This is a genomic window from Actinoplanes sp. NPDC026619 (genome assembly GCF_040638295.1).
GTDB lineage: Bacteria > Actinomycetota > Actinomycetes > Mycobacteriales > Micromonosporaceae > Actinoplanes.
On the sequence record NZ_JBEZYA010000002.1, the window covers coordinates 536,504 to 563,303 of the forward strand.

At 70.6% G+C, this 26,800-nt stretch carries 24 protein-coding genes; 9 read left to right on the forward strand and 15 right to left on the reverse strand.

What is annotated here, in order from left to right; genetic code table 11:
* Positions 1 to 351 precede the first annotated feature (351 nt).
* Positions 352 to 822: a hypothetical protein gene (locus tag AB0E90_RS07700; protein ID WP_360400892.1), complete on the reverse strand. Its 471-nt coding sequence runs from the start codon at positions 820 to 822 to the stop codon at positions 352 to 354.
* Positions 823 to 1,059: 237 nt separating this feature from the next.
* Between AB0E90_RS07700 and AB0E90_RS07705 the strand changes: the two genes are divergently transcribed.
* Positions 1,060 to 1,974 (forward strand): cation diffusion facilitator family transporter, encoded by a 915-nt coding sequence (locus tag AB0E90_RS07705; RefSeq protein ID WP_360400895.1) that lies wholly within the window; start codon positions 1,060 to 1,062, stop codon positions 1,972 to 1,974.
* Here AB0E90_RS07705 and AB0E90_RS07710 read toward each other — a convergent pair.
* Complete coding sequence (locus AB0E90_RS07710) at positions 1,962 to 3,281, reverse strand: radical SAM protein (protein ID WP_360400898.1); 1,320 nt, start codon at positions 3,279 to 3,281, stop codon at positions 1,962 to 1,964. The genes AB0E90_RS07705 and AB0E90_RS07710 overlap by 13 nt on opposite strands.
* Positions 3,282 to 3,316: 35 nt before the next feature.
* Complete coding sequence (locus tag AB0E90_RS07715; RefSeq protein WP_360400901.1) at positions 3,317 to 3,811, reverse strand: flavin reductase family protein; 495 nt, start codon at positions 3,809 to 3,811, stop codon at positions 3,317 to 3,319.
* Between the two features lie 188 nt (positions 3,812 to 3,999).
* On the opposite strand from AB0E90_RS07715, the gene fxsT reads away from it, so the two are divergent.
* The 3 genes from fxsT (at position 4,000) to AB0E90_RS07730 (ending at position 8,522) form a co-directional block, all read left to right on the forward strand.
* A complete protein-coding gene (fxsT, locus tag AB0E90_RS07720; protein ID WP_360400904.1) occupies positions 4,000 to 6,441 on the forward strand; it encodes an FxSxx-COOH system tetratricopeptide repeat protein in 2,442 nt (813 codons plus the stop codon).
* 247 nt (positions 6,442 to 6,688) lie between these two features.
* Positions 6,689 to 6,949 (forward strand): hypothetical protein, encoded by a 261-nt coding sequence (locus tag AB0E90_RS07725; RefSeq protein WP_360400907.1) that lies wholly within the window; start codon positions 6,689 to 6,691, stop codon positions 6,947 to 6,949.
* Positions 6,950 to 7,103: 154 nt separating this feature from the next.
* Positions 7,104 to 8,522 (forward strand): SDR family NAD(P)-dependent oxidoreductase, encoded by a 1,419-nt coding sequence (locus tag AB0E90_RS07730; protein ID WP_360400910.1) that lies wholly within the window; start codon positions 7,104 to 7,106, stop codon positions 8,520 to 8,522.
* Between the two features lie 58 nt (positions 8,523 to 8,580).
* Here the strand turns inward: AB0E90_RS07730 and AB0E90_RS07735 are convergent, their stop codons facing one another.
* The 7 genes from AB0E90_RS07735 to AB0E90_RS07765 form a co-directional block, all read right to left on the reverse strand.
* The gene (locus AB0E90_RS07735) at positions 8,581 to 9,129 is read right to left on the reverse strand and encodes a hypothetical protein (protein ID WP_360400913.1); all 549 of its coding nucleotides are present in this window, start codon (positions 9,127 to 9,129) and stop codon (positions 8,581 to 8,583) included.
* Positions 9,130 to 9,266: 137 nt separating this feature from the next.
* The gene (locus AB0E90_RS07740) at positions 9,267 to 10,037 is read right to left on the reverse strand and encodes a hypothetical protein (protein WP_360400916.1); all 771 of its coding nucleotides are present in this window, start codon (positions 10,035 to 10,037) and stop codon (positions 9,267 to 9,269) included.
* Positions 10,030 to 12,996 carry a DEAD/DEAH box helicase gene (locus tag AB0E90_RS07745; protein ID WP_360400919.1) on the reverse strand — a complete coding sequence of 989 codons (2,967 nt, stop codon included), beginning with the start codon at positions 12,994 to 12,996 and terminating at the stop codon, positions 10,030 to 10,032. The genes AB0E90_RS07740 and AB0E90_RS07745 overlap by 8 nt, the downstream gene beginning before the upstream one ends.
* The gene (locus AB0E90_RS07750; RefSeq protein WP_360400922.1) at positions 12,993 to 13,439 is read right to left on the reverse strand and encodes a DUF5990 family protein; all 447 of its coding nucleotides are present in this window, start codon (positions 13,437 to 13,439) and stop codon (positions 12,993 to 12,995) included. Before AB0E90_RS07750 ends, AB0E90_RS07745 begins: the two co-directional genes overlap by 4 nt.
* A 37-nt stretch (positions 13,440 to 13,476) precedes the next feature.
* Positions 13,477 to 14,712 (reverse strand): hypothetical protein, encoded by a 1,236-nt coding sequence (locus AB0E90_RS07755; RefSeq protein ID WP_360400925.1) that lies wholly within the window; start codon positions 14,710 to 14,712, stop codon positions 13,477 to 13,479.
* A 25-nt stretch (positions 14,713 to 14,737) separates the two neighbouring features.
* Entirely contained in the window at positions 14,738 to 15,763 is a 1,026-nt protein-coding gene (locus tag AB0E90_RS07760) for an alpha/beta hydrolase-fold protein (RefSeq protein ID WP_360400928.1), read from the reverse strand.
* A 45-nt stretch (positions 15,764 to 15,808) separates the two neighbouring features.
* Positions 15,809 to 16,192 (reverse strand): STAS domain-containing protein, encoded by a 384-nt coding sequence (locus AB0E90_RS07765; protein WP_360400931.1) that lies wholly within the window; start codon positions 16,190 to 16,192, stop codon positions 15,809 to 15,811.
* Between the two features lie 131 nt (positions 16,193 to 16,323).
* Here AB0E90_RS07765 and AB0E90_RS07770 point away from each other — a divergent pair, with 131 nt between their 5' ends.
* Positions 16,324 to 17,790 carry an amino acid permease gene (locus tag AB0E90_RS07770; protein ID WP_360400934.1) on the forward strand — a complete coding sequence of 489 codons (1,467 nt, stop codon included), beginning with the start codon at positions 16,324 to 16,326 and terminating at the stop codon, positions 17,788 to 17,790.
* Positions 17,787 to 18,611 (forward strand): universal stress protein, encoded by an 825-nt coding sequence (locus AB0E90_RS07775; RefSeq protein WP_360400937.1) that lies wholly within the window; start codon positions 17,787 to 17,789, stop codon positions 18,609 to 18,611. The genes AB0E90_RS07770 and AB0E90_RS07775 overlap by 4 nt, the downstream gene beginning before the upstream one ends.
* Here AB0E90_RS07775 and AB0E90_RS07780 read toward each other — a convergent pair.
* The gene (locus tag AB0E90_RS07780; protein ID WP_360400940.1) at positions 18,608 to 19,507 is read right to left on the reverse strand and encodes a serine/threonine-protein kinase; all 900 of its coding nucleotides are present in this window, start codon (positions 19,505 to 19,507) and stop codon (positions 18,608 to 18,610) included. The two genes, AB0E90_RS07775 and AB0E90_RS07780, sit on opposite strands and share 4 nt — an antisense overlap.
* A gap of 74 nt (positions 19,508 to 19,581) precedes the next feature.
* On the opposite strand from AB0E90_RS07780, the gene speB reads away from it, so the two are divergent.
* Positions 19,582 to 20,610, forward strand: coding sequence for an agmatinase (speB, locus tag AB0E90_RS07785; protein WP_360400943.1), 1,029 nt, complete (start codon positions 19,582 to 19,584; stop codon positions 20,608 to 20,610).
* Here the strand turns inward: speB and AB0E90_RS07790 are convergent.
* On the reverse strand, positions 20,572 to 21,195 hold the full coding sequence (locus tag AB0E90_RS07790; protein ID WP_360400946.1) for a TetR family transcriptional regulator C-terminal domain-containing protein: 624 nt from the start codon (positions 21,193 to 21,195) through the stop codon (positions 20,572 to 20,574). The genes speB and AB0E90_RS07790 overlap by 39 nt on opposite strands.
* A 140-nt stretch (positions 21,196 to 21,335) precedes the next feature.
* Between AB0E90_RS07790 and AB0E90_RS07795 the strand changes: the two genes are divergently transcribed.
* Complete coding sequence (locus AB0E90_RS07795) at positions 21,336 to 22,418, forward strand: M20/M25/M40 family metallo-hydrolase (RefSeq protein ID WP_360400949.1); 1,083 nt, start codon at positions 21,336 to 21,338, stop codon at positions 22,416 to 22,418.
* Positions 22,419 to 22,441: 23 nt separating this feature from the next.
* Here AB0E90_RS07795 and AB0E90_RS07800 read toward each other — a convergent pair whose 3' ends face one another.
* Entirely contained in the window at positions 22,442 to 22,957 is a 516-nt protein-coding gene (locus AB0E90_RS07800) for a response regulator (RefSeq protein WP_360400952.1), read from the reverse strand.
* Positions 22,958 to 23,013: 56 nt separating this feature from the next.
* Between AB0E90_RS07800 and AB0E90_RS07805 the strand changes: the two genes are divergently transcribed.
* Positions 23,014 to 24,498 carry a GGDEF domain-containing protein gene (locus tag AB0E90_RS07805; protein ID WP_360400955.1) on the forward strand — a complete coding sequence of 495 codons (1,485 nt, stop codon included), beginning with the start codon at positions 23,014 to 23,016 and terminating at the stop codon, positions 24,496 to 24,498.
* Between the two features lie 175 nt (positions 24,499 to 24,673).
* Here the strand turns inward: AB0E90_RS07805 and AB0E90_RS07810 are convergent, their stop codons facing one another.
* Positions 24,674 to 25,585 carry a hypothetical protein gene (locus AB0E90_RS07810; RefSeq protein WP_360400958.1) on the reverse strand — a complete coding sequence of 304 codons (912 nt, stop codon included), beginning with the start codon at positions 25,583 to 25,585 and terminating at the stop codon, positions 24,674 to 24,676.
* Between the two features lie 65 nt (positions 25,586 to 25,650).
* Positions 25,651 to 26,586 (reverse strand): sulfotransferase domain-containing protein, encoded by a 936-nt coding sequence (locus tag AB0E90_RS07815; protein WP_360400961.1) that lies wholly within the window; start codon positions 26,584 to 26,586, stop codon positions 25,651 to 25,653.
* Positions 26,587 to 26,800 lie beyond the last annotated feature (214 nt).

Here is a 26,800-nt window from a genome sequence, read left to right on the forward strand (position 1 = left end):
ACCGACGACGCGGAAGGCAACGCCGGCGGTGCGACCGCGTACGGCTCCGGGTCGGTGCCGGCCGGCGTGACACGGCTGCCGCCGGGGCATAAGCGCTTCTCACCGGCCGGGGCAGCGGCGGGCTGTCGTGCGCCGCCGAGACGACGACCTTCGCGGACGGACGTGCGGCGGGCCGGCCCGAGACCGCTGCACCGGTCGCCTTCGAGGTCAGCACGCCCGCAACGGCTACCCCGCCGGAGATCAGCGAGAGCACCAGGCCGATCACCGCCAGTATCCGCAGGGTCGGATGCAGCAGGACGACGACAACCCGCCGCCATCGCTCGATGGGCGTAACTTTTACGACGCGAGTGCTCAGCGCGGATAACGTCTCTTTGTTATGGCCCGCACTCCGAACTGCGATGCGGCTGCGCTGGGACAAGAATCTTCCGGCATCGTCCGACCCGGGTGAGCGCTTGCCTCGGAGGACCTGGAGGCGATCTTGAAGCGGATGGACGGCCGCTGCCGGCCGGAGTCGATGATCGCCCGGCTGCGGACCTTCTGCGGCTTCAGCCTCTTCGAGCTGTTCCGCACCGCACGGGCCCAGCCCTCGTCCGCCAGCATCATCGAGCCGGTCGCGAACTCCAGACGCGTGAGCAGCACGAACGCGTGTACACGCGCCGACACCTCTCTGGCGTCGCGAGTTCCATCCGGCCCGGTGACGACCAACGCCTCCAGGATCTGAGCGGCGCCGTGCAACACCTCCGGGCACCGCCGCCGGTTCAGTTCTGCCAGGAAGTCGAAGGCCTTCAATATGAACAGCCCGCACAGGGTGAACAGCACCACGCTGATCGGGATGGGAAGTCGGTCATCGGCAGACGGTGGCGCACCGGACGCCCTGCAGATCGCACCAACGGTCCGTCATGTCGGCCGGGGGCAGACTAAGATCCGCGCCTTCAAGATCCCCACCCCGACGCAGGCCGCCTCGCGTCGGCATCCGCTACGTCACAGAGATGACCCATCGCGGCTGGTCGAAGGCCGGCGCCTGGGAGACTGAGCGTTGGCCGAGACCGAGGGGCGGAAATGTCGAGCGAGGGCAGCACCAGGGCCGTATTGACGGCGCTCAGCGCGAACCTGGCGATCGGGGTGGCGAAGTTCGTCGCGGCGGCGATCACCGGGTCGGCGTCGATGCTGGCCGAGGGCGTGCACTCGGTGGCCGACTCGGCCAACCAGGTGCTGCTGCTGATCGGCGGGCGCCGGGCCAAGCGGCCGGCGTCGGCGCTGCACCCGTTCGGATATGCCCGGGAACGGTATGTTTATGCGTTCCTGGTGGCGATCATCCTGTTCAGCCTCGGTGGGCTCTATGCCGTCTACGAGGGCTACCACAAGGTCCGGGATCCGCATCCGCTGGAGTCGCCGCTGGTGGCGGTGGTCGTGCTGCTGTTCGCGGCGGCGCTGGAGGGTTATGCGCTGCGCACCGCGGTCGGCGAGGCGAACCGCACCCGTGGCAAGCGGGACTGGCTGGCCTTCATCAAGCGCACCCGCAACCCGGAACTGCCGGTGATCCTGCTCGAGGACAGCGGCGCCCTGTTCGGCCTGCTGTTCGCGCTGCTCGGGGTGATCCTGAGCGTGGCCACCGGCAACGGCGTCTACGACGGCATCGCCACGCTGTGCATCGGCCTGCTGCTGATCACGGCGGCGGTGCTGCTCGCCACCGAGACGAAGAGCCTGATCATCGGCGAGTCGGCGGTGCCGGAGCAACTGGTCGCGATCGAGCGGGCGCTGTTGGCCTCCCCCGGCGTCAACCGGGTGATCCACCTGCGCACGATGCACCTGGGCCCGGACGAGCTGCTGCTGGCCGCGAAGATCGCCGTCGACCCGGAGGACGACGGCCGCGACATCGCCGCCACGATCGACGATGCCGAGGCCAGGGTCCGCACGGTGGTTCCGACCGCCAAGGTGATCTATCTAGAGCCGGACATCTATCACCCGGTGTGATCCGCGGCGGCGGGCAGCGTGTCCATGAACGAGCTGACCGAGAAGACCGCGTTGCCGGCTCCGGGCGGACCGTACCCGGGCGGGCTGGTCAGGCCGTTCGCCTCCATCACCGCGCGGTAGGTCTGCAGCAGCCGCACGTGGTATTCGAGCGGCGCGCCGTCCGGGTTCATCTTGCCGAGCGGCGTGGTCGGCTCCGGGCACCAGGTGGTGAAGCGGGGCGTGATGCCGCGGGACATGAAGTATTCGAGGCCCTCGGCGGTCGAGTCGATCGCTTCGTTGATGCTGGTGAAGCCGAACGGCGCGGCCATCTCGATGCCGGCCACGAAGTTCGGGATGACGTTGCGCGGGCCGAACACCTCGGCCGACTCGAGGATGCGGCGGTGCCACTCCTCGCGGCCGACGTAACGCTCCTTGCCGGGGCAGTAGCGCTCGAACAGATACTTGTCCCACACCTCGTAGTTCGGGTGGTAGATCTGGATCCCGTAGTCCTTGAAGCGCTGCACGTCCTCGCGCGGGAGCGCCTGGGCGACCACCTTGCCGATCCAGCGGCCCGGGAAACGCTCCTCGATCGCCTGCGCGTAACGCCCGTAGAAGTCGGCCTCGGCCAGCCCGTCGACCTTGCGGGTGATGCTGCCACCGGTGAGCGTGTAGGCCGTGGAGGTGCGCGCCGTGTCGTACTTGTCGATGATCGCGAGCGCCTCGAGCACCTCGTCGACCGGTTTCACGCCGGTGTAGGGGCGCCCGGCCGCCTTGTGCTGGCGGTAGTTGTGGTTGATGTCGCAGTACTGGCACTCTTCGGTCGCGCCGAAGTACTGGCAGAGGCGGTAGGCCGTCAAATAGATCAGATAGCCCCACTGGATGGTCGGGGCGACCTCCATGACCTGCTTGCCGTTTTCGAGGGTGTGCCGGTAGTAGTCCGGCATCGGCGGCAGGCCGACGTCAGCGATCGGCCGATCGTCGAGGTGCAGTTTGAGAAAACCGTCCGCGTCGGCCTTCACGCGATAGGGCGAATCAGGATTTGTCCGGACCGACACCACCGTGCGCCGCAACTCGTACGGCCCGCCGGTGAGCACGATCTCCTCCGGCGGCCGGCGCAGCGCGGCGGTGCCGAGCTCCGGCAGCGTGCGGTGGTCGAACGAGAAGATGAAGTACGACTTCGGCTTGACGTCGCCGTCCTCGTTGTCGGTCAGCGCCGAGTCGTCGAAGGACAGCCCGCCACGGAGCAGGTCCTCCTTGATGACGGCCTCCCGGGGCACGCCCGGGTAACGCCCCATCAGGTCTTCGACCAGGTCGGTCCGCGATTGCATAGGTCTCCTCCACGCCTTTTGTCCGAGCCTACTTCTCAGACCCGATCGGTCAGTGCGGAGGTGACGAACGTCCTGGCGTGATGCACGAGAGGCCCGTCCGCCGGCCCATGGAAGACGTCGGTCACGGCCGCGACGACCAGCGTCGAGTCACCCACCGCGAGCAGATGCAGCGGCGTGCACCGCAGCGCCGCCACCGCATCGGGCAGCACCGGCTCCCCCGACGCGAGCACGCTCCACCCCTGCTCATCGGTGAACCGCGGCCCACCCGAGCGAGCGAAGTCCCGCGCCACCCCGACCTGCCGCGGCCCGAGCAGATGAACGACGAAACTCTCCGCCGCGAGCAGCGCCTTACCGCTCCCGGTCCCCATGACCGAGAACGACAGCACCGGCGGCGCCACCGACACGGACGCGACGCTGGACGCGGTCAGCCCCACCGGCCCAGCCGCGGTGATCACCGCAACACCGGTCGGATAACCGCGAAACGCCGTCCTCATCCGCTCCGAGAGACTTTCGGCAATGGCAAGATCCACGCGAGCACGCTAAAACCTCAACCAACTTTCAGGTCAAGCCAGGCAGGCCCGCTGACAGCTCTTCCAGGTGTACGCGTGACAACTCCCCCACCCGCAGCAGCGACAGTCACCCGACTGCTCATGCCATCGGCGCCGACTGATCCGAACGGGTGACGCGCCCATTTGCGGCAGTCGGCCATGGTGACAGCGTGAGGGTTTTCGTCAGCTACGCCGGCCCCGACCGCCCGTGGGCAGAATGGGCAGCCCAGCAGCTGGAAGCCGCCGGCTTCGAGGCGGAGCTGGACGTCTGGGACTGGTCGACCGGCGACAACTTCGTGTTGCGCATGAACGACGCGCTGGCGAAAGCCGAGGTGATGCTGGCGCTCTTCTCCCCCGCCTATTTCGCCCGCGACCGCTTCACCACCGACGAGTGGGCGGCCGTGCTGGCCGAGCGCCCTGATTCCCCGTCCCGCCGCCGCCTGATCCCGATCCGGGTGGCCGAGGTGACCCCGCCTCCACTCCTGAGGCCACTGTTGTTCCGCGACGTCTTCGGCGTCCCCGAGGAGCAGGCCCGCCAACGACTCCTGGCCGCCGTCTCGGGACCGTCCCGCCCCACGACCACGGTCCCGTTTCCTGGCGGCCCCGCCCGGCCGGCGCCGGCGGACGGCACCCGGGTCCCGGGCTCGCTCCCGCCGATCTGGAACGTCCGCCGCCGGAACCCGGCCTTCACCGCCCGGGAGCGCGAACTGGCCCGCCTCCGGGAGCGGCTGTGCTCGGGCGAGCGCGCCCTGGTCCAGGCCCTGCACGGAATAGGCGGCGTGGGCAAGACGGAGCTGGCCGTCGAATACGCCCACCTGTTCGGCAACGAATACGACCTGGTGTGGTGGATCCCGTCCGAACGACCCGAGTCGATCGGTGACCACCTGGCCGCCCTGGCCGCAGCGGCGGGCGTGGCCGAGATCGGCACCCCCACACCGGTCGCGCTGGACGCGATCCACCGGCACCTGCGGGGACAGGCCCGCTGGTTGCTGATCTTCGACAACGCGGAGAGCCGCGACGACCTGGCTTCCTGGCTCCCCAGCGGCCCCGGCCACCTGATCATCACCAGCCGCAATCCGGCGTGGACGGGCGTCGCCGAGCCGGTGAGCGTTGACCTCTTCGCCCGGCGGGAGTCGGTCGCGCTGCTGCACACCTACCTGCCCGGCGTCGGCACCGAGGACATGGACCGGCTGGCCGAGGCCTTGGGCGATCTGCCCCTGGCGATCACTCAGGCCGCGGAGCTCCTGACCGGGACTCATCTGCCCGTCGACACCTACCTGACCGACCTGCGCAGGAACACGGCCGGACTGCTGCGCGAAGGCCAACCCCCGGCCGGCTATCCGATGCCGCTGGGAGCCGCGGTCGCTGTCGCCGCGCAACGGCTGGCCGACGAGGACGCGGCAGCGGGACAGCTGCTTGCCCTCTGCGCTCATCTCGGGCCCGAGCCCATCCCCGCCGACCTGTTCACGGCCCGGCCCGACCTGCTGGCCGGTCCACTCGGCGACGTCGCCCAGCGGGAGGTCGCGTTCGGTCGCGCCATTGCGCAGCTCAGCCGATTTGGGCTGGCCCGCGTCACAAGCACCGGCCCACTGTTCCATCGGCTGACCCAGGCCGTCCTGCGCGACACCGACCTCGACCCGGACGGCCACCGGGGCACCGTCGAGAAATTGCTGGTCGCCGCCCGGCCCCAGGACGCGACCGCACCCGCCGATTGGCCGCGCTGGAAGCTGCTGCTGCCGCATGTTCTCGCCCGTGACCCGGCCGGCACCGAGAACCACGATCTACGGTGGCTCGCTATTGAGGCAGTGAACTATCTGCACAGCCGTGGCGACATGCGGGCCGCCTTGCCGCTGGCCGAGCAGTTGCACACCGCTTGGCGCCGCCGTCTGGGGCCCGACGAGACGATAGTCCTCGCAGCCGCCGGCAGCCTCGCCGCCAACTACCGCCGGGTCGATCGCTACCAGGAAGCCAGGGATCTCGACGACGACGGACTGACCCGGAGACGGCGACTGCACGGGGAGGACGCCGCCGCGACGCTCGCGACGGCGCACAATCTCGTCGTCGACCTATCTCTACTGGGCGAGCAGCAGCGCGCACTCCGGCTGAGCAAGGACACGCTCGCCCGAATGCGATCTGTGCTGGGCGACGACCACCCCCACGCCCTCCGGGCAGCTGACACGGTTGCGGCTCTCCTTTTCAGGACCGGCCAGATCCAGCCGGCTTTGGATCTGTCAGAGGACACTCTCGCCAAACAGCGACAGATACTGGGCGTCGACAACCCGTCCACCCTGATCTCGGCCGCAAGCCTCGTCGCCCTGCTCTTCGCCGCTGATGAGTACGACCGAGCCTTCCCATTGGGCCACGACACCCTGACACGCCGGCGACAAGCGCTGGGCGACAATCACCCGGACACCCTCACCTCAGCAGACCACCTCGCCGCCGTCCTGGTCGGACTGGGCCGATACGACGAAGCCCGGGCACTTGCCATGGACACACACGCCCGCCTGCGACAGGTGCTGGGGGACGATCACCCCGGCGCGCTCAGTGCCGCCAGACGTTTCGATGACTTCCTGCGGGCTGCCGAAGCGCGCGACCGGACGCGCGGCGCATAGCCCCGAGCCGGCTTATTTCCAGGGTCGAATCATTCGTTGTTGGCAGTCGGGTGGCCGACAGTTTTGGGAAATTGCCCGGATGGGTGGTCCAAAACCGACACATGGTGGTCGAAGTGCGGGATCGGCGGCCAGGTGCTGTCCGGATCGGCCGATGTGCAACTTGCGCTTAACACGATTGAGTGACTTTGCTCGCGCACAGGCGACCCGGGTGAGGGAGATGGTCACGGTGCCCCATGCAGTAATTTTCGTGCAGCCGGACAGGTTCGACGTCCATGCCGCACGCTGCCTCGACTACTGCGCAGCGATGCGCTACGAGGTGGCCGGCCTGATCTGCGGCGATTGGAACGCCGCACTGCAGATGCTCAAGGACGGGCTCGCTGCCGTCATCGTGGTGTCCGCGATGACTCAGCTCGACCCGCACCGGGAACCGCGGATCGAGGTCGTCCCCAAGCGCCTCAAGGCGCGCCGCGGCACCCGCCCCCGGTTGGTGGCGAAAGTCGCGCACTGACGCGCGGTAGTTGAGCGCAAATCCCCCTCGGCGCTCAGCGAATCATTGACGGCCGGAGCCGCCACTCCGGCACCCCGAGCCTTGCGTCGAGTCAAGCTCCGCAGGCCCGTCTGTACAGTCTCTCCGTGAAGCGTCACGAGAGGGAAGCAAGGGCATGACAGGCGAGGACACGGAAACAGCAGGCCCACGGGTGGACCCGGAGCGGCTCGCGATCTGCCTCACGGTCATGGCCGAGGTGGAGAAGCTCCCACCCGAGCACCCGGACGCCGTCGCCGTCCGCCGCGCCACGGCCGGCCTGTTCAAGACGGTCAAGATGCAGCGCCGCCGGGACCGCCGGGAAGCGATCCTCGCCGCCGACCGTGAGGTCACCGAGGCCACCGCGACCGGGGCGCCGGGCCGCATCGACGACGAGACGGCCGGCATCCCGCTGACGTCGAACACTCGTGGCGCCACCGCCGGCGTGCTGCTGCAGTCGCGCGGTTGTTACGTGTGCAAGCAGCGGTTCACCGTGGTCGACGCGTTCTACCACCAGCTCTGCCCGGACTGCGCGGCGGCCAACCACGCCAAGCGCGACGCCCGCACCGATCTGACCGGCCGGCGGGCGCTGCTCACCGGCGGGCGGGCGAAGATCGGCATGTACATCGCGCTGCGGCTGCTGCGCGACGGTGCGGACCTGACGATCACGACGCGGTTCCCGCACGATGCCGTCCGCCGGTTCGCGGCGATGCCGGACAGCGCGGATTGGCTGCACCGGCTGCGGGTGGTCGGCCTCGACCTGCGCGATCCGGCCCAGGTCGTCGGCCTGGCCGATTCGGTCGCGGCGCGCGGCACGCTGGACATTCTGATCAACAACGCCGCTCAGACGGTGCGCCGCACGCCCGGCTCGTATTCGGCGATCGCGGCCGGTGAGAAGGAAGCGCTGCCGGACGGCCCACTGCCCGAGCTGGAATATTTCGGGACGGCTGGTGCCTCCCCCGCGGCCGCGCTCACCGCGCACGCCACGAAACTGACCGCGCAGCAGGTCACCGAGATGGCCCTGACCGCCCGCTCGGTGGCGATCGACGCCGGCGGCCTGGTGCCGGACACGACGGCGACCAACAGCTGGAGCGACCGCGTGCACGAGGTCGATCCGCTGGAGCTGCTGGAAGTGCAGCTGTGCAACGTGACGGCCCCGTTCATCCTGGTCAGCCGGTTGCGTACGGCAATGACGAAGTCGCCTTTCCCACGCCGATACGTGGTGAACGTGTCCGCGATGGAGGGCATCTTCAACCGCGGTTACAAGGGCGCCGGGCACCCGCACACGAACATGGCGAAGGCTTCGCTGAACATGCTGACCCGCACCAGCGCGGTCGACATGTTCGCCGACGGCATCCTGATGACCAGCGTCGACACCGGCTGGATCACCGACGAGCGGCCGCATCCGACGAAGCTGCGCCTGCACGAGGAGGGCTTCCACGCCCCGCTGGACCTGGTCGACGGCGCGGCCCGGGTCTACGACCCGATCGTCCGCGGCGAGGCGGGCGAGGATCTGTACGGCTGCTTCCTCAAGGACTACGCCCCGGTTCCCTGGTGAACAAAAGCGGCGAACCGCACCCCTGGCCGGGATGCGGTTCGCCTGGGTGTTGCAGGAACTAGCTCTGCACGCTGACCGGAGCCGGCGGCTGAGGAGCACCCGGCAGGGTGTTCGGGAACGGGGCGCCCGGCGCCACGATGATCGGAGGACGGCCCGGGAATCCACCCGGGAATCCACCCGGACGGCCCGGGAATCCACCCGGGAATCCACCCGGACGGCCCTGGCCCGGGAAGAAGCCGCCCGGACGCCAGCCCGGGTAGAACCCGGAGCCGCCGATCGGACGCCACTGGTTGCCCCAGTTACCCGGGAAGTGACCGCCCCAGCCGTGGCCCCAGTTGTCATAGTCGACGACCAGCGCGAAACCGCTGCGGCCGTGGTTCCGGATCCGCTCGCAGTCGTAGTCGTCCCAGTAGCCACGGTCCTCGCCGTACTCGCCGGCGCGGTCACAGGCACGGTAGCTGCCGAAGACGTCAACGACCCGGTCGCCGTGGCGACGCGTCTCGCTGGCGCTGGAACCCGACTTCGCCGTCCCCTGATCGCTGCTGACCGACGCCATGGCCGGGCCGGCAGCCATCGTGACGCCGGTCACCAGCCCAAGGCCGGTCATGGTGAGAATACGGGTAAATCGGTTCATGTCACACCTTCTCCTGACAAACGTTATGTCCCAAGAAGGAGATCACATCCACTGAAAGTCACAGGCCGAATTCGTTCCGTGTCGCCCGATGGTGGAAAAACTGACTCCGGCTACGCTTCCGGCAGCGCGAGGTACGCCGGTCGCAAAAGGTCGACAATCGGGCGGCCGTCGTGTGCTAAATGTGGCGGGTCCAATTGGTCGAGAAGTGCATCGGGCCTGGTCACAGCCCCGGGGCGCCCTCCGGTCGGCGCCAGGGAAAGCTCCTGGCCACCCCAGAAATCGACCGGATTTCCCAGATCACCCGAAGAAATCTCCGAATTGGCCGACGAATAACCCTCGGATTCCGGAGCAATAGATTTCTGCGCGAAAGCCGCTCTGAGTTCGCGCAAATGCAGCAGAAGCTCATCCCGGGAGCGGCCGCGCCAGGCGAAAATCCCGAATGGATCCTCCTCGAAGGACCGCGCCAAGGCGTAACAGGTCGCCGCGAGATGCACGCACGGCATCGGCCACCGCTCGCAGCTGCAGTCCATCGCGACCTCGTCGAGCGAGAGCGGCACGAGACTGAGCCCGGCCGCGGCGAACACCGCACCGATCCCCGGCGGCATCCGGCCGGCGAGCAGGTCAGCGGTGTACCGCGCCTCGGCGACCAGGTCCTGCTCGACCCGCGCCCACTCGGAGGCGCCGAAGCTCCGCATCGCGATCCGCGCCCGGAACGCGGTGGGATCGTCCGGCCCGCGCACCAGGGCGACGACCAGGCTGCCCGAGATGGTGAGCTGCCGGACGTGCCCGGCCCGCTGGTCGCGCCGGCCGCGGGCGAACGTCGGCCCCATCCGCAGCGATTCGAAGGTGCCGAGGAACGCGACCGCCATGGAGTCAGTCAACGATCGCCTCCGGTGCCAGGCGCATCAGCTCGCGCAGCTCGCCGGTGCCGAGCGCGGTCAGCCAGCTCTCGCCGTTGCCGACCACCCGCTCGGCGAGCACGCCCTTGTCGACCAGCAGCCGGTCGATCCGCTCCTCCACGGTGCCGAGGCAGACCAGGGTGTGCACCTGCACGTCACGGCGTTGTCCGATGCGGAACGCCCGGTCGGTGGCCTGCGCCTCGGTGGCCGGGTTCCACCACCGGTCGACGTGCACGACATGGTTGGCGGCGGTCAGGTTCAGGCCGGTGCCGCCGGCCTTCAGCGACAGCACGAAGACGCCCGGACGTTGGTCTTCCTGGAACGCGGCGACCATCTCGTCGCGGTCGGTGCGGCTGGTGCCGCCGTGCAGGTAGCGGACCGGAACGCCGAATCGGGCCGCCAGGTGCGGGGTGAGCATGGCCCCGAACTTGGCGAACTGGGTGAAGCAGAGCACGCTCTCCCCGTCGGCGAGGGCGCCGTCGAGGATCTCCTCGAGGCGCTCCAGCTTGCCGGAGCGGCCGGGCAGCGGTGAGCCGTCGCCGAGGAGCAGGGCCGGGTGCACGCACGCCTGTTTGAGCTTGGTCATCGCGGCGAGCACGATGCCCTTGTTCCACTTGTGCGTGCTCTCGGTCAGCTTGGTGGTCATGTCGTCGAGGACCGCGCGGTAGAGCGTGGCCTGTTCGGTGGTGAGCCCGCACAGGTGCCGGACGTGCCGCTTCTCCGGCAGGTCGGTGATCACCGACGGGTCGGACTTGACCCGGCGCAGCAGGAAGGGCCGGGTGGCGGTGCGCAGCTGGGCCGCCGCCTGCTCGTCGCCGTAACGTTCGATCGGCACCGCGAACCGGGCCCGGAACGTGTGCGCCGAGGCGAGCAGCCCGGGGTTGACCCAGTCCAGGATCGACCACAGCTCGGCCAGGCGGTTCTCCACCGGGGTGCCGGTCAGGGCGATCCGCACCCGCGCCGGGAACTTGCGCACCGCCTTGGCCATCACTCCGGCGCTGTTCTTGACGTTCTGCGCCTCGTCGAGCACCACCCGGTCCCACTTGAAGCCGGCCAGCGCGTCGGCCGTCCGCAGCGCGGTCGCATAGGTGGTGAGCACCAGATCGGCGCCCTCGAAGGCGGGCTGCGAGCTGCCGTGCAGCACGCGCACGGTCAGCGACGGCGCGAACCGGGCCGCCTCCCGCTGCCAGTTGCCGAGCACCGACAACGGGCAGATCAGCAGCGCCGGGCCGCTGCGCCGGTGCAGCAGCAGCGACAACAGCTGCACGGTCTTGCCGAGCCCCATGTCGTCGGCGAGGCAGGCGCCCAGCCCGAGCGAGTCGAGAAAGGCAAGCCAGGAGAAACCCCGCCGTTGGTACGGGCGGAGCTCCCCGCGCAGGCCGGCCGGCTGTGGGAGGAGCTCAAGGTGCTGGTCGAGGTCGCCGGCCAGCAGATCGGCGAGCCAGCCCTTGCCGCCGACCGCAGTGACCGGCAGCGGCAACTCCTCCGGCGGCAGCAGCCGGATCATCCGCAGCGCGTGGCCGGCGGTCATCGAGCCGCCGCCGCGCTCGAGGAACAGCAGGCCGGCCGAGAGCTGCGCCGGGTCGAGGTGCACCCAGCGCCCGCGCAGCCGCACCAGCGGCACCTTGGCCCGGGACAGGTCGGTCAGCTCGGCCTCGGTGAGCACCCGGCCGCCGAGAGCGAGCCCCCATTGGTAGTCGACCAGGTGCGCGAGGTCGGCGGCCTCGTCGCGCAGCACCGGCGCGACCGGGTCACGTTCGCGCAGCTCGAGGGCGAGGCCGAGGCTCTGCGGTTCGCGCCACCAGGCCGGCAGCAGCACCCCGTAACCGGCCTCGGAGAGCACCGCGGCCTGGCTGAGGAAGGCGTGCGCCTCAGCCGTGTCGAGCACCATGTCGACCGGCCGGGGCACCCGCAGGGCGGCGCCGAGGTCGGGGTAGAGCCGGGCGGCACGGCCGAGACCACCGAGCAGCCGTTCCTGCGGGTGCCGGGTCCAGCGGCGCAGCGGTGCGTACTCGTCGCGCCAGATGTCGGCCGCGGTCACCAGCGCGCTCGGTTCGTCGACCGCCTGCAGCAGGAATTCCAGGAGCCAGACGTCGCGGCCCGGCGGGCGTGGCCGTGGGTCGGTGGCGTCCGGTTCCTCCTCCAGTTGCTGCAGGTGGCTGAGGCGGAAGCAGAGCCGCACGGCGGCCCCGGAGGCGGCGTCGGCGAACCACGCGTCGAGTTTCTCGGCGAGGTCGTCGGCGAGCGCGTGGGCGGCGGTGAACGCGCCGTCGATGCTGGTCAGAGCGGCCAGCCAGCCGTCGCCGATCTCGATGCCGGCGAGCGCGAGGCGGGTGCGGACCAGGCCGTCGACCAGCCGGTGCAGGGCGGCGGCGAGCGTGTCGAGGGCGGGCAGGCCGGCCACGTCGCCGGGGCGGGCGCGCTCGGCCCGGCAGGCCGGCGGCATGCGGCGCAGCAGGTCGGCGTGGTGGACGGCGTCGAAGCCGGTGAGCACCGGCCGCCACCGGGCGACCGGCCCGGCCGGCAGGACGGCGGGCAGCACCCGGCCACGCCGCACCAGGTCGGCGGCGAACGCGCACAGCTCGATCAGCCACCGCACGGACGGCCCGAGCCGCCCGTCGAACTCGTCGGCGAGATCGTCGTCGACGAACGGCACCTCGGTGACCGGCACCTGCCACGGCTTCAGCCGCGGGGTGCCGCGCCGGGGCGGCAGCCCGAGCTGCGGCGACGGCATCGGCCCGGCACTGGTGGAGGGCAGCATGAGCACGGCCGGCCCGCGCGAGGCCCCCGCCGGAAGGCGCGACTCCGCAAGCGCGAACGGATGCGACCCGCGCCCGGCCGATGAATCGGATTTGTCCGACTCACCCCAGAGCAGCAGCGACCCGTCCCGCGCGACGAACCCGTGCAGAACCCGGACCTCGGCCGGGACGACGTCGCTCATCGCACCGTCCACACGATGTCCGGCGGCCGGACCCGGGCGCAGCGCGGCTCCCCGAGCGAATCGGTCAGCCCGAGCTCGCCCACGAGGAGCGCGGAGGAATCGTCGAAGAGAGAACGCAGCAGGGCGGTCGGAATGTCGCCGAAGAGAAGCTTGGCTCGCCGAAACATCGAAAAGCCCGAATTGTCGACGTTGCCCCAGCTCAAGTACAGAAATCGGGCCCCCGGACGGCCGTGGACGAACGGGCCGCCCACGTCGAGCAGCCCGTCGACTTCCCGGCCGTCGACGAAAACTTCCCAGACGGCGGACGGCGCCGACGCCGGCACGAGGGAGACGACCTCGGCCTTGCGCTGCACCCCGACCTGCACGTTACGCAGGCGCAACTCATCGGCCACCGGGCCCGGCCGGGCGCCCGGCAGATCCCGCCCCTCGATCCGGATCCGCACCCGACCGACAATAGGCCGGGCGTGTGACAAAAACTCGTTACGAGTGGTCGCGCACCCACGCGTCGATCAGGCCGCCGAAGTGGCCGAGGAACTTCTCGTGCTCGTGCACCGGGTAGGTCGCGCGGACCGTCTCGCGCAGCAGCGACCGGAACTCGTCCGAGGTGACCCAGTCGTAGACGATCGCGTCCACGTTTCCCATGTGCTTGTCGCAGAACTCCTCGTACCGCTCGGTCTCGAAGTACTCGTCGGCGAGCCGGCGGTATTCGCCCAGCTTGTCCTCGTACGACATGGACGGGTCGTCGCCGATGGCGAAGTAGCGGGCGGTGTCGGTGTCGAGGGTCGCCTTGCGGCCGGTCACCACGCAGAACACGGTCCACCGCAACAGCGCCGACATCGCCCACGGGAAGTAGTAGTGCAAGGACGTGATCGCCACGTCGGGACAGGCGTTGGCGTAGTCGATCGGGTGCACCTCGGTGCCGCGCACCAGCGACTCGCAGGAGTTGAACTCCCACCGGAAGAACGCGTTGACCAGCCGCGAGATGGTCACCACCTCCTGCCCGACGTCGGCGGTGAGGAAGCCGTGGTCGACCTCGTAACGCGAGTGCATGGGCTGCTCGGGCCGGAACTTCATCACCATCGTCTCCGGGCCGATGGTCAGCGAGCGGGCGAACACGTCGTACCCCTCGACCGCGGCCTGCAGGTGCATGAGCCGCTCGCCGGAGGCGTCGTAGGCCGCGTGCAGCTCGTCGGAGTTGCGGATCTTCGACACCCCGACCCAGGCACCGCCGTCGTACGGCTTCATGTACAGCGGATAGCCGACCCGCTCCGCCGTCGCGTCCAGGTCGAACTCCTTGTTGTAGCGGGCCGAGGTGTAGGCGTACCGGCTGTTGTCGAGCGGATTCTTGTACGGCACCAGGACCGTCTCCGGCACCTTGAGCCCGAGCCGCATCATCGCGCAGTAAGCCGCGTGCTTCTCCATCGACTGGAACGTGAACGGGCTGTTCAGCAGGTAGACGTCGTCCATCAGCGAGATCTTCTTGAGCCACTCGCGCGGGTGGTAGTACCAGTAGGCGAGCCGGTCGATGACCAGGTCGTGGCGCGGCTTGTCGCGCAGGTTGAAGGGCTCGATGGTGACCCGCTCGGTGACGGCCCGATGGGTGCGCCCGTCCGGCCCGGTGACGACCCCGAGCCGGCGCAGCAGCGCCTCGTAGGCCCGGGGCCAGTCGTCCTCGGTGCCCAGCAACAGTCCGATGGTGTGCTCGACGTCGGCCACGTCGTCCTCCCCGGGGATTCGAGAGTTACGGCCACACCCGCTGCAGCAGCGTGGTCAGGTGCGGATCGAGGGCATCGCGCCATCCGATCCAGTTGTGTGCGTCGCGGTTCTCCGCGAAGGTCACCTCATATCCCTGCCCGCGCAGGGCGCCGGCCATGCTCCGGTTGTTGGCGAGGTTCTCCTCGACGGTGCCGCAGGTGAGGGTGGTGGGTATGGCCGGCCCCGACGCGGCGCGCAGCACCGACGAGACGAACCGGGTGATGCGCAGGTAGCGGCCGAAGCCGGATTCCTGCGAGTCGTACCGATGCTGGAAGAAGCTGCCGGACTGCAGGAACAGCCCGGCGAAGCGGCCCGGCTCGTAACGCTGGGCGTGCAGCATGGCGAGGGCGCCGAGGCTGGCCCCTGCGCCGATCACCGGCGCGTCACCGGCAAGGCCCGGCAAGATCTCCGAGACCAGGCTTTTCGCGTACGGCGTGGAAGCCGCGTACCACTCGAGGCGCTCCCCCGGGGGCAGCAGCACCAGGTGGAACGGCGCGACCCGGCCGGCCGCCACCGACGCCGCCGCGAACCGGCCCAGCTCGGCGTAGGTGTCGTAGTCGGGCCCGTCGTGCGCCACCAGGTAACGGTCGGCGGCGCCGGCCGGTGACCACACCCGCGCGGTCAGTTCGGCGCGCAGCGACGGCGCGGGCAGCCGCATCTCGCGCCACTCGCCCCCGGCGGCCGGCAGGTGCAGCCAGTCGGGTTCCCGGTAGTCCGGGCACCACAGCACCGACGAGTCACCGTAGCCACCCGGCGCGCGGCGTGGATTACCGTCGTCGCAGATGGTCTCGCGGCGCCCGTCGCGGTGGGTCAGCTCGAGCTGGTATTCGATCCGGGCCGCGTCCGGGCGGGGAATCCGCAGCTCCCACCGCCGTTCACGGGACGCGTAGGTGAATTCCGGGAATCCCAGGAACTGGTTGATGAGGCGTACACCAGCCAGCTTTTGATCTTGATCGGGGAGCCGGAAGCAGGCCGCCGAGCCGTCGCACCAAGCCCCGGCCACCCGTTCCATGACCGCACATTAACCGGCAACGCGCCGCGGCGCTCGGCTAAGCGATCAGGACGTGTACGACGTCGTCGGCGAGGACGACGGGGGCAGGCCGAACATCTCGTCCAGGCCGGTGACGCGCAGCTGGCGGTGCACGAACTCGCTGGGATTGCGCAGGATGAACCGGGTGCCGATCTCGCGGGCCGAGTTGTAGCCGGTGACCAGCGCGCCGATGCCGAGCGAGTCCATGAAGACCACGAAGGTGAGATCGACGATCATGGTGAGCGGGCGTTCCCGGGTGAGGGTGCCCTGCAGCGATTCGCGCAACGCGTCCACGGTGGCGGCGTCGAGGCTGCCGCGGACGTCGACCACGATCGCACCGTCGGCCTGACGGCGCGTGGTCATCACCGCCTCGCCCATCGCCGACCTCCGCATCGTGCCCTTTCGACTCACGGTACAACGACGATCGCACCCGCCGCAGGCGGCCGGATGTTTCCAGGAGCGTTCCTCGAGTTGCGGACGGTGTGGCGCTGTGCACAAGGTGAGATCGGTAGTCCCCAATCCGAGCTGAGGGTGGGTGGGCCGTGGCAACCACTTCGGGTAAGCCGGGCATCTTTGCAATCCGGGACGTTCGTTCGCTGATCACCGAGACGACCGAGGAAGGGCACGGCCTGAAGAAGTCGGTCGGCGTGACCCAGCTGACCGCGATGGGGGTCGGCGCGATCATCGGCACCGGCATCTTCGTGGTGATCGGCAAGGGCGCCGGCATCGCCGGGCCGGCCGTCATCCTGTCCTTCATCCTGGCCGCCGTGGCCTGCGCGTTCTCGGCGCTGTCCTACGCGGAGCTGGCCTCGTCCATCCCGGTCTCCGGAAGCGCGTACACCTACACGTACGCCACCCTGGGCGAGATCGTCGCCTGGATCATCGGCTGGGACCTGATCCTGGAATACGGCGTGTCGGTGGCCGGCATCGCGGTCGGCTGGGGCGGCAACCTGAACGCATTCCTGGACGCCGCGTTCGGCTACCAACTGCCGGACGCGATCGCCAAGAGCCCCTCCGAGGGCGGCGTGTTCAACCTGCCGGCCGTCTTCATCGTCTTGGCGATCACCTTCCTGCTGGTCCGGGGGGTCAGCGAGAGCGCCAAGGCCAACCTGGTCATGGTCGTGATCAAGCTGGCCGTCCTGATCTTCTTCCTGGTGGTGGCGTTCGCGAACTTCGGCACCGGCAACTTCAAGCCGTTCGCGCCGGACGGAACGGACGGGGTGACCTCGGCGGCGGCGATCATCTTCTTCGCCTACATCGGTTTCGACGCGGTCTCCACCGGCAGCGAGGAGGCCAAGAAGCCGGGCCGCGACCTGCCCATCGCCATCCTCGCGTCGCTGGGCATCTGCACGCTGTTCTACGTGCTCACCGCGGTCGGCGCGATCGGCATCGCCACGCCCGACCAGATGAAGGGCAGCGACGCGCCGCTGGCCGCCGCTCTCGACCAGGGCGCGGGCATCAGCTGGGCGGCCGGCATCCTGGCGCTCGGCGCGGTCGTCGCCATCACCAGCGTCGTGCTGGTCATCTTCTACGGCCAGACCCGCATCTTCTTCGCCATGTGCCGCGACGGCCTGATGCCGAAGCGCTTCGCTACCGTCAACCAGCGGTACGGCACCCCGGCCCGGCTCACCATCGGCCTCGGCGTGCTCATCGCGATCCTCGCCGCGCTGGTGCCGCTCGGCACCATCGTGGAGCTGGTCAACATCGGCACGCTGTTCGCGTTCGTGCTGGTCAACATCGGGGTCATCATCCTGCGCCGGACCCGCCCGGAGATGCCGCGACCGTACCGCGTGCCGTGGGTGCCGGTGCTGCCGATCATCGGGGTGCTGTTCGCGATCTACCTGATGAGCGACCTGCCCTGGGAGACCTGGGTGCGGTTCGGGGTGTGGCTGGTCATCGGCATCGCGATCTACCTGCTCTACGGCTACCGCAACTCGCGCCTGCGCACCGAGCCGCAGAGCACCCCCAGCTGGGCGCGCGAGGAGGACCCGGCCGGTGATCAACCATGACCGGCCCGGTGATCGCCGGGGCGCCCGGCCCGGGGGCTCTCGCCCTGGGTCGGTGGACCGCCGACACGCTGGGCGTGCCCCTGATCGTGGCCGTCGTGCACCCGGCGCCGGCCGCGCTCGGCTCCGGCCGGGTCGACGCCGAATGGGTGGCCGACCGGCACCGAGCCGCCCAGCGGGTGCTCGACGAGGCCCGCGACACGCTCGGCGACACCGCCGAGTACCGCACGGTCGCCTCGTCGTCGGCCGCGCACGGCCTGCACGACCTGGCCGAGGAGACCAAGGCCGTGCTGGTCGTGGTCGGCTCCGGTCAGGAGGGACTGGGCAGCACCGCGGAACGGCTCCTGGCCGGCAGCGGCTGCCCGGTCGCGGTCGTGCCCGGCGACCTGGTCGAGGCGCCGGGCGGGCTGGGGCTGATCGGGGTGGCGTACGTGGACACCCCGGACGGGCGGGCCGCGCTCGAGCAGGCCGCCCGGCTGGCCACCGGCGCCGGGGCGCGGCTGCGGCTCTACACGGTGGTGTCCGAGGGCAGCACTCCGCTGCCGTTCCTGCACGACGCCGAGCGGGTGTTCCTGGAGACCGCCCGGGAGACCTACGAGCATTCGCTGGCCGCGGCCGCGGCCAGCGTGCCCGGTGTGGAGGCGGACTGGCGCATCATCAGCGGCGAGGTGGTCGAGACCCTGGCCGGGCTGGACGAGGTCGACGTGCTGTTCTGCGGCTCGCGCGGCTACGGCCCGGCCCGCCGGGTGCTGCTCGGCGGGGTCTCGGCCCGGCTGCTGCGCACGGCCCGCCGCCCGGTGGTGGTGGTCCCCCGCAGCGGTTAGGCGCGGTGCCGGCCGGCCTGCGACGCCGACGTGGGCTCGTCGACCCAGGAGGTCGTCGGGGCCACGGCCGGCTCGAAGTCGGTCATCGGCACGTACACCCGGGCGTCCACCGCCTCGGCCAGCAGCAGCGCTGCGACCATGGCGGTGGGCCGCTCGAGCGGGTCCTTGGCCAGGCAGCGCGACATCATGTCGATCACCTCGCCGGGCATGCCGTCGATCTCCGGCAGCGGGTCCGGGTCGTCGTGACATTCGGCGTGCACGAGTTCGGTGGGGGTGGCTCGCAGCCACGGCAGCCGGCCGCTCAGGCACTGGTAGAGCAGCGTGCCGACGGCGAACATGTCGGTCGCCGCGGTGGCCGGGTGACCGGCGAAGCGTTCCGGCGCCACGTAGGCCGGGGTGCCCATGACCGGCCCGTCCGGGTCGTCGTCGGCCGTGCCGATCGCCGCGGCGATGCCGAAGTCGAGCACCTTCGCGCCGGACGGGGTGAGCATGATGTTGCCCGGCTTGATGTCGCGGTGCACCACGTTCTCGCCGTGCGCGGCGGCCAGGGCGGCGGCCACCTCGGCGCAGATGCGCACCCCGATCCGCCAGTCCAGCGGCCCGCCGGCCAGGTGCTGGCCCAGCGTGCGGCCCTCGACCAGCTCCATCACGATGTACGGCTGGTTGGCGGAGGTGCCGAAGTCGTGCACGCCGGCCACGTTCGGATGCGCCAGCCGGGCGGCGCTGCGGGCCTCCCGGCGCACGATGTCGACGGTGGTGGCCTGGTGCGGCGCCATCACCTTGACCGCGACCGGCCGGTCGAGCACCTCGTCGTGGCCGTGCCAGACCTCGGACATCCCGCCCACACCGATGCGTTTGACGAGTTGATATCGACCACCCAGGGTCCGCGTTGCCACAGGCCGCCGGTACCCGCCGCGGATCGGGCACAAACGCTGTACTCAAATACTGTATGGCGATACAGTCCGGAAGCATGACCCGTTACGGCCCGATGTTCGGCCCCGACTACACCTTCCTCGGCGTCCCGCAGTGTGACTGGCGCGAGCCGGCGACCTATGCCGATGCCGAGGTCGTCATCGTGGGCGCGCCCTTCGACGGCGGCACCTCGCACCGCCCCGGCGCCCGGTTCGGCCCGCAGGTCATCCGCGGCACCGACTACCTCCCGCACGACGGCTCCCGGCCGCACATGGCGATGCGGGTCGACGCGCTCGACAACGTGAAGGACGCGGGCGACCTGGAGGTCTACTCCGGCGAGATCGCCCGGAGCTGCGCGACGATCGAGGAAGCCGTCGCCGTCATCGCGAGCAACGGCGCCATCCCGCTGATTCTCGGCGGGGACCACACGGTCACCTGGCCCGACGTGGCCGGGGTCGCTCAGCACCACGGCGCCGGCAACATCTCGGTCATCCACTTCGACGCGCACGCCGACACCGGCGACATCGAGTTCGGCTCGCTCTACGGCCACGGCCAGCCGATGCGCCGGCTGATCGAGTCCGGCGCCGTGCGCGGCGACCGGTTCCTGCAGGTCGGGCTGCGCGGCTACTGGCCCGGCCCGGACGTCCTCGACTGGATGGCCGACCAGGGGATGAACTCGTTCCACATGAGCGAGATCGTCGACAGAGGGCTCGACGCCGTACTGAATCAGGCCTTTGAGATCGCTCTTGATGGTTGTGAGGGGGTTTTCCTCTCGGTCGACATCGACGTGTGCGACCCCGGCCACGCCCCCGGCACCGGCACCCCCGAGCCCGGCGGCCTCAGCGCCCGCCAGCTGCTCGACGCGGTCTCCCGGATCTGTCAGGAGCTGCCGGTGGTCGGGATGGACATCGTCGAGGTGTCGCCGCCGTTCGACCACGCGGAGATCACCGCGATGCTCGGCAACCGGGTGGTCCTCGAGGCGTTGTCCGGGATGGCGCGCCGCCGCAAGGACGGCGACGGCCCCCGCTGGAACCGGGCGACCCCGCTGCTAGAGGGCCGCGGCACGGCGAAGGACGAGCCGGCCTAGCGCGTCGGCCAGCAGGTCACCGGCCATTTCCCCGGTGACCTGCGGATCGCCGAGCGCCACCGGCAGGGCGAGCCCGTCGATCAGGGCGAGCGCCTGCCGGGCCACGTCCATCGGCGCGGCGTCGGTGCCGAACCGCCCCTCTTCGACGCCGGCCGCGATGATCGAGGCGATCAGCTCGTGCCAGCGGGTGTAGTCGCCGAGCACCTCGCGCCGCAGCTCCGCGTCGCGCAGCGCCCACCGCCACGACTCCACCCACAATCGCCAGCCGGTGTCGCTGCCGACCGCGCCGGTCAGGTGCGAGGCGATCACGAGCAACCGTTCCCACGCGCCGCCGGCCGCGTCGAGCCGGGGCGTGACCGCGTCGAAGTCGGCCTGCGCCGCGTACCGGAACACCGCGAGCAGCATGTCCTCACGGCTGCCGAAGTAGTACTGCAACGTCGACACGCCGACTCCGGTGGCCGCGGTGACATCGGTGAAGCGGGTGGCGTCGGCGCCGCGTTCCGCGACGACCAGACCGGCGGCGGCGAGCACGTCGGCCCGCTTACGCGCGGCGCGACGCACGCCGCTCCCGGTCACCTCACTCACGGCGCATGTCTATCACGACGAGATCAGGTACGACGCGGCATCCGTCCCGTCCGCAGGGACGGCCTGATTGCACCCGCCCGGCCGTCCCCGGCCGCCGGGCCGGCATTGACGGCACCCGCCGGGTTGACGATCCTGGTTCGGTGACAACGTGGACGGAAGGGATCACCGACCGTGTCGCCGCGCTGATCGCGATCCCGTCCACCGCCGACCGCCCGGCCGAGTTGCAGCGCGCCCTCGACCTGGTCGTGGCCGAGGCCGGCCCCGGTCTGGCGGTCCGGACGTTTCTGTCGAACGGCAAACCCAGCGCCCTGCTGCACCCGCCGCGGCATCCCGGCCCGTTCCGGGTGATCCTCAACGCCCACCTCGACGTGGTGCCGGCGCCGCCGTCGGGGTTCGTGCCGCGCCTCGAGGGCGACCGCCTGCACGGCCGCGGCGCGCACGACATGAAGGCGGCCGCGATCGTGCTGACCGACGTGTTCCGTGAGCTGGCCGCCGAGCTGCCCTACCCGATCGCCCTGCAGCTGGTCACCGACGAGGAGGTGGGTGGCGCCGACGGCACCGCGCACCAGCTGGCCGAGGGCGTCCGGGCCGACTTCGTGATCATCGGCGAGCAGAGCAACCTGCGGGTCGTCACCGAGTCCAAGGGCATCTGCCAGGTCCGGCTGACCACGACCGGCCGGGCCGCGCACGCCGCCTACCCGTGGCTCGGCCGCAACGCGGTGCTGATGCTGACCGACGCGGTGGCCCGTCTGCTGGCCGCCTATCCGGTGCCGGCCACCGAAGCCTGGAGGACAACCGTGAACGTGGCCCGTCTGGAGACCCCCAACCGTGCGTACAACCAGGTGCCGGCCGAGGCGACGGCCTGGCTGGACATCCGTTACCCGCCGTCCGATCCGGACTTCGCGGGCCGCACCGCCGAGGAGGTCGCCATGCATCTGAGCAGGGTCGCCGGCGTCGAGACCACGGTGGACTCCATCGGCCCACCGCACCACGCCGACCCGGCCGGCCCGTTCGTCCGGGCGCTGCGGGCCGCGGCCGGCACCACGCTGCTGCGCAAGCACGGCGCCGCCGACGCCCGGCATTACCACGCCCTCGGCATCGACGCGGTCATCTTCGGCCCCGGCGGGGACGGTCAGCACGGCCCGGCCGAATACGTCGACATTCCGACCCTACGGCCCTATCACGACGCGTTGGTCACCTTCCTGCGGACGTTCGACGGATGACGCACAGTCGCCCGTCGGCAACGTCAGTCGCCGTTGGCGAGCAGCAGCCAGCGCACCCGGCGGATGAGCTCGGCCGGGCTGAACGGCTTGACCAGGTAGTCGTCGGCGCCGACGGTCAGGCCCAGGTCGATGTCGACCTGCCGGTCGCGGCCGCTGAGCATCAGCACCGGGATCTGCGCGGTCGCGGCCGAGGAGTGCAGCTCGTAGCAGACGCTCAGCCCGTCGAGGCCGGGCATCGCCACGTCGAGGATGACCATGTCGGGCTGCTCCCGGTGCACCATGGTCAGCGCCGAGGTGCCGTCGCCCGCGGTGATCGCGTTGTAGCCCGCCGCGGACAGCTTGTAGGCCACCAGGTCACGCACTCCCTCGTCGTCGTCCGCGACCAGGATGGTCGGATCGGCGACGTCGGCTGCCCATTCGGCGACCGGCGAGACGAGCGAGAGCGACGGGACCGTGAAAGTGGGGACGATGGACGAGGCGGTTGCTGCCACGGCACTCTCCTGACCGGTGAAGTTGACGTTCCGTTCGAGCGCGATCATCGGCGGGGTCCGGCCCGGTCCCAGGAAAAGCCGTGTTGCACGACGGGTGCTTTCCGATGATCCGCGCACGGACCGCCGTGGCCGGGGTGGCGGTCGTCGCCCTGGTCTTCCAGGCGGTGGTGCCGGCTCTGCCCGAACCGGCCGGCCGCGGCATCTCCGACTCGCTGATCGCGGTCGCGCTGGCCACCGCCGCCGTCACCTACGCTCGCCGCGCCCGCCGCGAGCCGACCCGCCGGGCCCGCGCCGCGGTCACCGTCGGCGCCCTGTCGGCCGGCCTGTGGTCGCTGGCCAACGTCCTGTTCCTGGTGGACGAGACCACCGGGCGCACGCTGGCCCGGACCCCGGCCAGCTTCCTCTCGGTGGCCGCCGCCGTCCTGCTGCCGCTGGGCGTGCACCTGCTGGCCCCACCGGTCCTCGGCGCCGAGCGTTACCGCCGGCTGATCGACATCGCCGCGGTCTCCGGTGCGGTCTACGCCCTGACCTGGCTCTACGTCCTGATGCCGGCCCAGGACCGGGGTGCGGACGGCATGACGGCCGGTTTCGCGACGCTGCTGACCGCCCCGGAGATCGTCGCCGCCTCGGTCGCCTGCGTGCTCATGTCGCGCAACCTGCCCACCCGGGCCGGCCGCGCGCCGCGGCTGCTGGGCGTGGCCGCGGTGACGCTGGCGGCGGCCGCGCTGCTGTCACTGCACAGCAACGTCAACGGCCGGCCGTGGTACTCGACCGGCGCCGGCGCCGGGTACCTCCTGAGCGCCGGCCTGATCGCGGTGGCCTGCCACCTGGAGACCCCGAAGTCCGAGCCGCCCAGCACCAAACGGATGATCTCCGGCGCCTGGGCGTTCCTGCCGTACGTGCCGATCCTGCTGGCGGTGGCGGCCAGCGCGGCCGAACAGATCCGCCGCGGCGTCCTGAGCCCGGTGCTCGTCTGGGTCCTGCTGGCCACGTTCATGCTGGTCCTGGCACGCCAGTTCATCACGGTGGCGATCGTCGGCCGGCTGGCGGTGACCCTGGAGCGTCAGCAGGCGGAGCTGGCCCACCAGGCCGACCACGACGCGCTGACCGGCCTGCCCAACCGTTCCTGCTTCCACCGCTCCGGCGCCGAACTGGTGCGGGCCGGCCCCGGACACAGCATGGTGCTGCTGCTGGACCTGGACGGCTTCAAGCCGGTGAACGACGACCTGGGCCATGCGGCCGGCGACGAGGTGCTGATCGTGGTGGCCGCCCGCCTGCGAGTCGCGGTCCGCCCCGGCGACCTGGTGGCCCGCCTCGGCGGCGACGAGTTCGTCCTGGTCCTGGCCGGCCTGGACGACGAGGCGGCCGGCGTGACGATCGCCCGCCGGATCCTGGAGACGATCAGCCACCCGATCCCGGTGCTGGAGACGACCGTCCGGATCGGCGGCAGCATCGGCCTGACCCTGACCCGTCCCGGCGTGTCCCTGGACACCCTGGTCAGCGAGGCGGACACCGCGATGTATGCGGCGAAATCGGCGGGCAAGGGCACTATCCGCCGTTTCGTCCCACACGCCGTGCCCGCCAACTGACACCCAGCGTGCCGGCCGGTGAGAGCGCGATCACGATCTTCCGGGGTGGGTGATTGTCCCGGTCTGCGTGATCTAGCGTCATAGCCGACGCCAGGTGTGCGCGGAAAAATCGGCCGCACTGTCGATGGCGGAGCCGTTCCCACAAGGAGAAGCTCCGCCATTTCCCTTTTCCGCGTCAAGCCGTCTCGGTGCGCAGGTCGTGCGCCCCGTCCGGCCGGGTGGCCTCGTAGTAGATCCGCCGCCCGCCGGCCGGCAGGTCGACGATGCTCAGGTAGCGGAGCCCGTGCGGCGCGTGCGGGCTGCCCACCGGCCCGCTCTCGTCGGCGACCAGGGCGCCGAAGCTGCCGTCGGGCAGCCGTCGCCCGCGGGCGACCCCGGTGCGCTCCTCCCAGTTCTCGGCGGCGGTGGCCCGCCCGTCGTAGGCGACCGTGATCTCGTCGCCGTCGACCTGCACCGACGAGACCCGGACCCCGCGCGCGTCCCACTGCCCGGGCCGCCCGGCCAGCGCAGTGCCCCGCCAGGTCCACTGCACCCCGTCCGGGCTGGTCGCGTACTCGGTCGTCATCCGGTCGGCGTCGGCCCAGCTCTCCAGCGGATGCACCGAGGCCCACAGGTGCCAGCCGTGCTCGTCGAAGTGCAGGACCGGGTCCTTGACCCCGACCGTCTCGTCCCCCGCCAGCACCGTCCGGGCCGGCGCGGTCGACAGCCCTTCGACCGTGTCGGCCTCGACCAGGTCGACCCGCCAGTGCTTGGTGCCTGGAGTGGCGGCGCTGACGTACAGCCGCCAGCGGCCGCCGGCCGTCCGGACCAGGGCGGGCCGCTCGAGCGACTCCGCCTCGAACTGGTCCTTGGTCACCTCCGCGACCGGCGTGAAGGCGAGCCCGTCGGTCGAGCGCGCGATGACGTTCGAGATCCCCCGGCCCTCGCCGATCGGCAGCCGCACCCGGTACGCCAGATAGATCGCGCCATCGGCGGCGATCGACGACGGCGCGCCCGACCAGGCCCCCGGCTCATCCCCCGGTGGCGGGATCACCACGGCGGACTCCTCCCAGCGGGGCAGCGGCAGCGTAGAGATCCCGGTAGACAAAGCGGCTCCTCAAAGCAGGGGTGAATATCCGGACAAGGATGCACTATCTATAGGCAATAGGGGAATTAGCCCGCTTTGGCGTGTCGGTCGACGGACAACCAGTCGTCATAGCGGGCGCCGGTCACATCCTGCAGCAACGCGATGTCATCGGCGAACAACGGCAGCAACTCCGCGCGTTCGGCCGGCGTCGTGACCGGCCTGGTCCCCTGCTTGCGGTGCAGCAGGGTCAGCAGCGGCCCGCGCGCGGCCAGCCGCGCCGGCACCGGGAAGCGATGCCCGAACTCGCCGCCGGCCCGCAGCAACCGGCGCAGCACCGCGTTGACCGGGTTGTCCTCCACCACGTGCCGGTTGACGTTCTCCCTCGGAATGGCCGACAGGACGCCGGTTTCCACCCCGAGGAACGCGCAGACCCGGTCGAGCGTGACGGCCGGCGAATCCTTGAGCTCGCGGTAGCGCAGCAGGAGCACCTGCTCGCGCGGGAAGTGCTTGTAGAGGCTCTCGATCTGAGATCCGTACAGCCCGAGGCGGGTGTAATGCCAGAAGTCGGCCCAGCCGGCCTCGATGCGGGCCGGCTCGGCGCGGCAGGCGTCGAGGAAGTCGGCCTCGGACTCCAGGCCGGCGATCCACAGATGGGTCCAGTTGGAGTGCGCCCGGTCGACCGGGTCACGCAGCAACAGGATGATCTTCGCGTCCGGGACCAGCGCGGCCATGCGTTCGTGGGCCTTGAGGTCGTACAGGTAGAAGGGGGTTGCCTCGCCGCGCAGCGTGCCGGGCGGGGCCGGCGCGAAGAGCGCCTCGTAATCCGCCCGGCGCCAGACGTGCTCCTGATAGGTCTGCACGTCGCCGGGGCCGCCGTGACGCGGCGGCGGGCCGTCGAAGAGGAAGAACTTGGGTTCCTTGACCGCCGACAGGAACAACGACGGGTGCGGCTGCAATGCGGCATGCAGCGCGGTGGTGCCGGCCTTGGGCACCCCGGCGATCAGAAAATCAGGAAGTGGCATGGGGGTCCCTCCTGTCGAGGCCGCTCGAAGTGAGAGTTAGCCTACAGAAGAAGTAGGGTTTCGCTACCCTCCCGCGACGAGCCGGCGCCACCACGCGGCGCGACGGAAACGGGGACACTCCTCCGGCCCGCACAGGGCGCAGTCGGTGCCCCGGCGGTGATGCTCGTGGGCGCCACGCGGATGTCCGCAAACACAGGGTGCTTCCTCAGCCTTC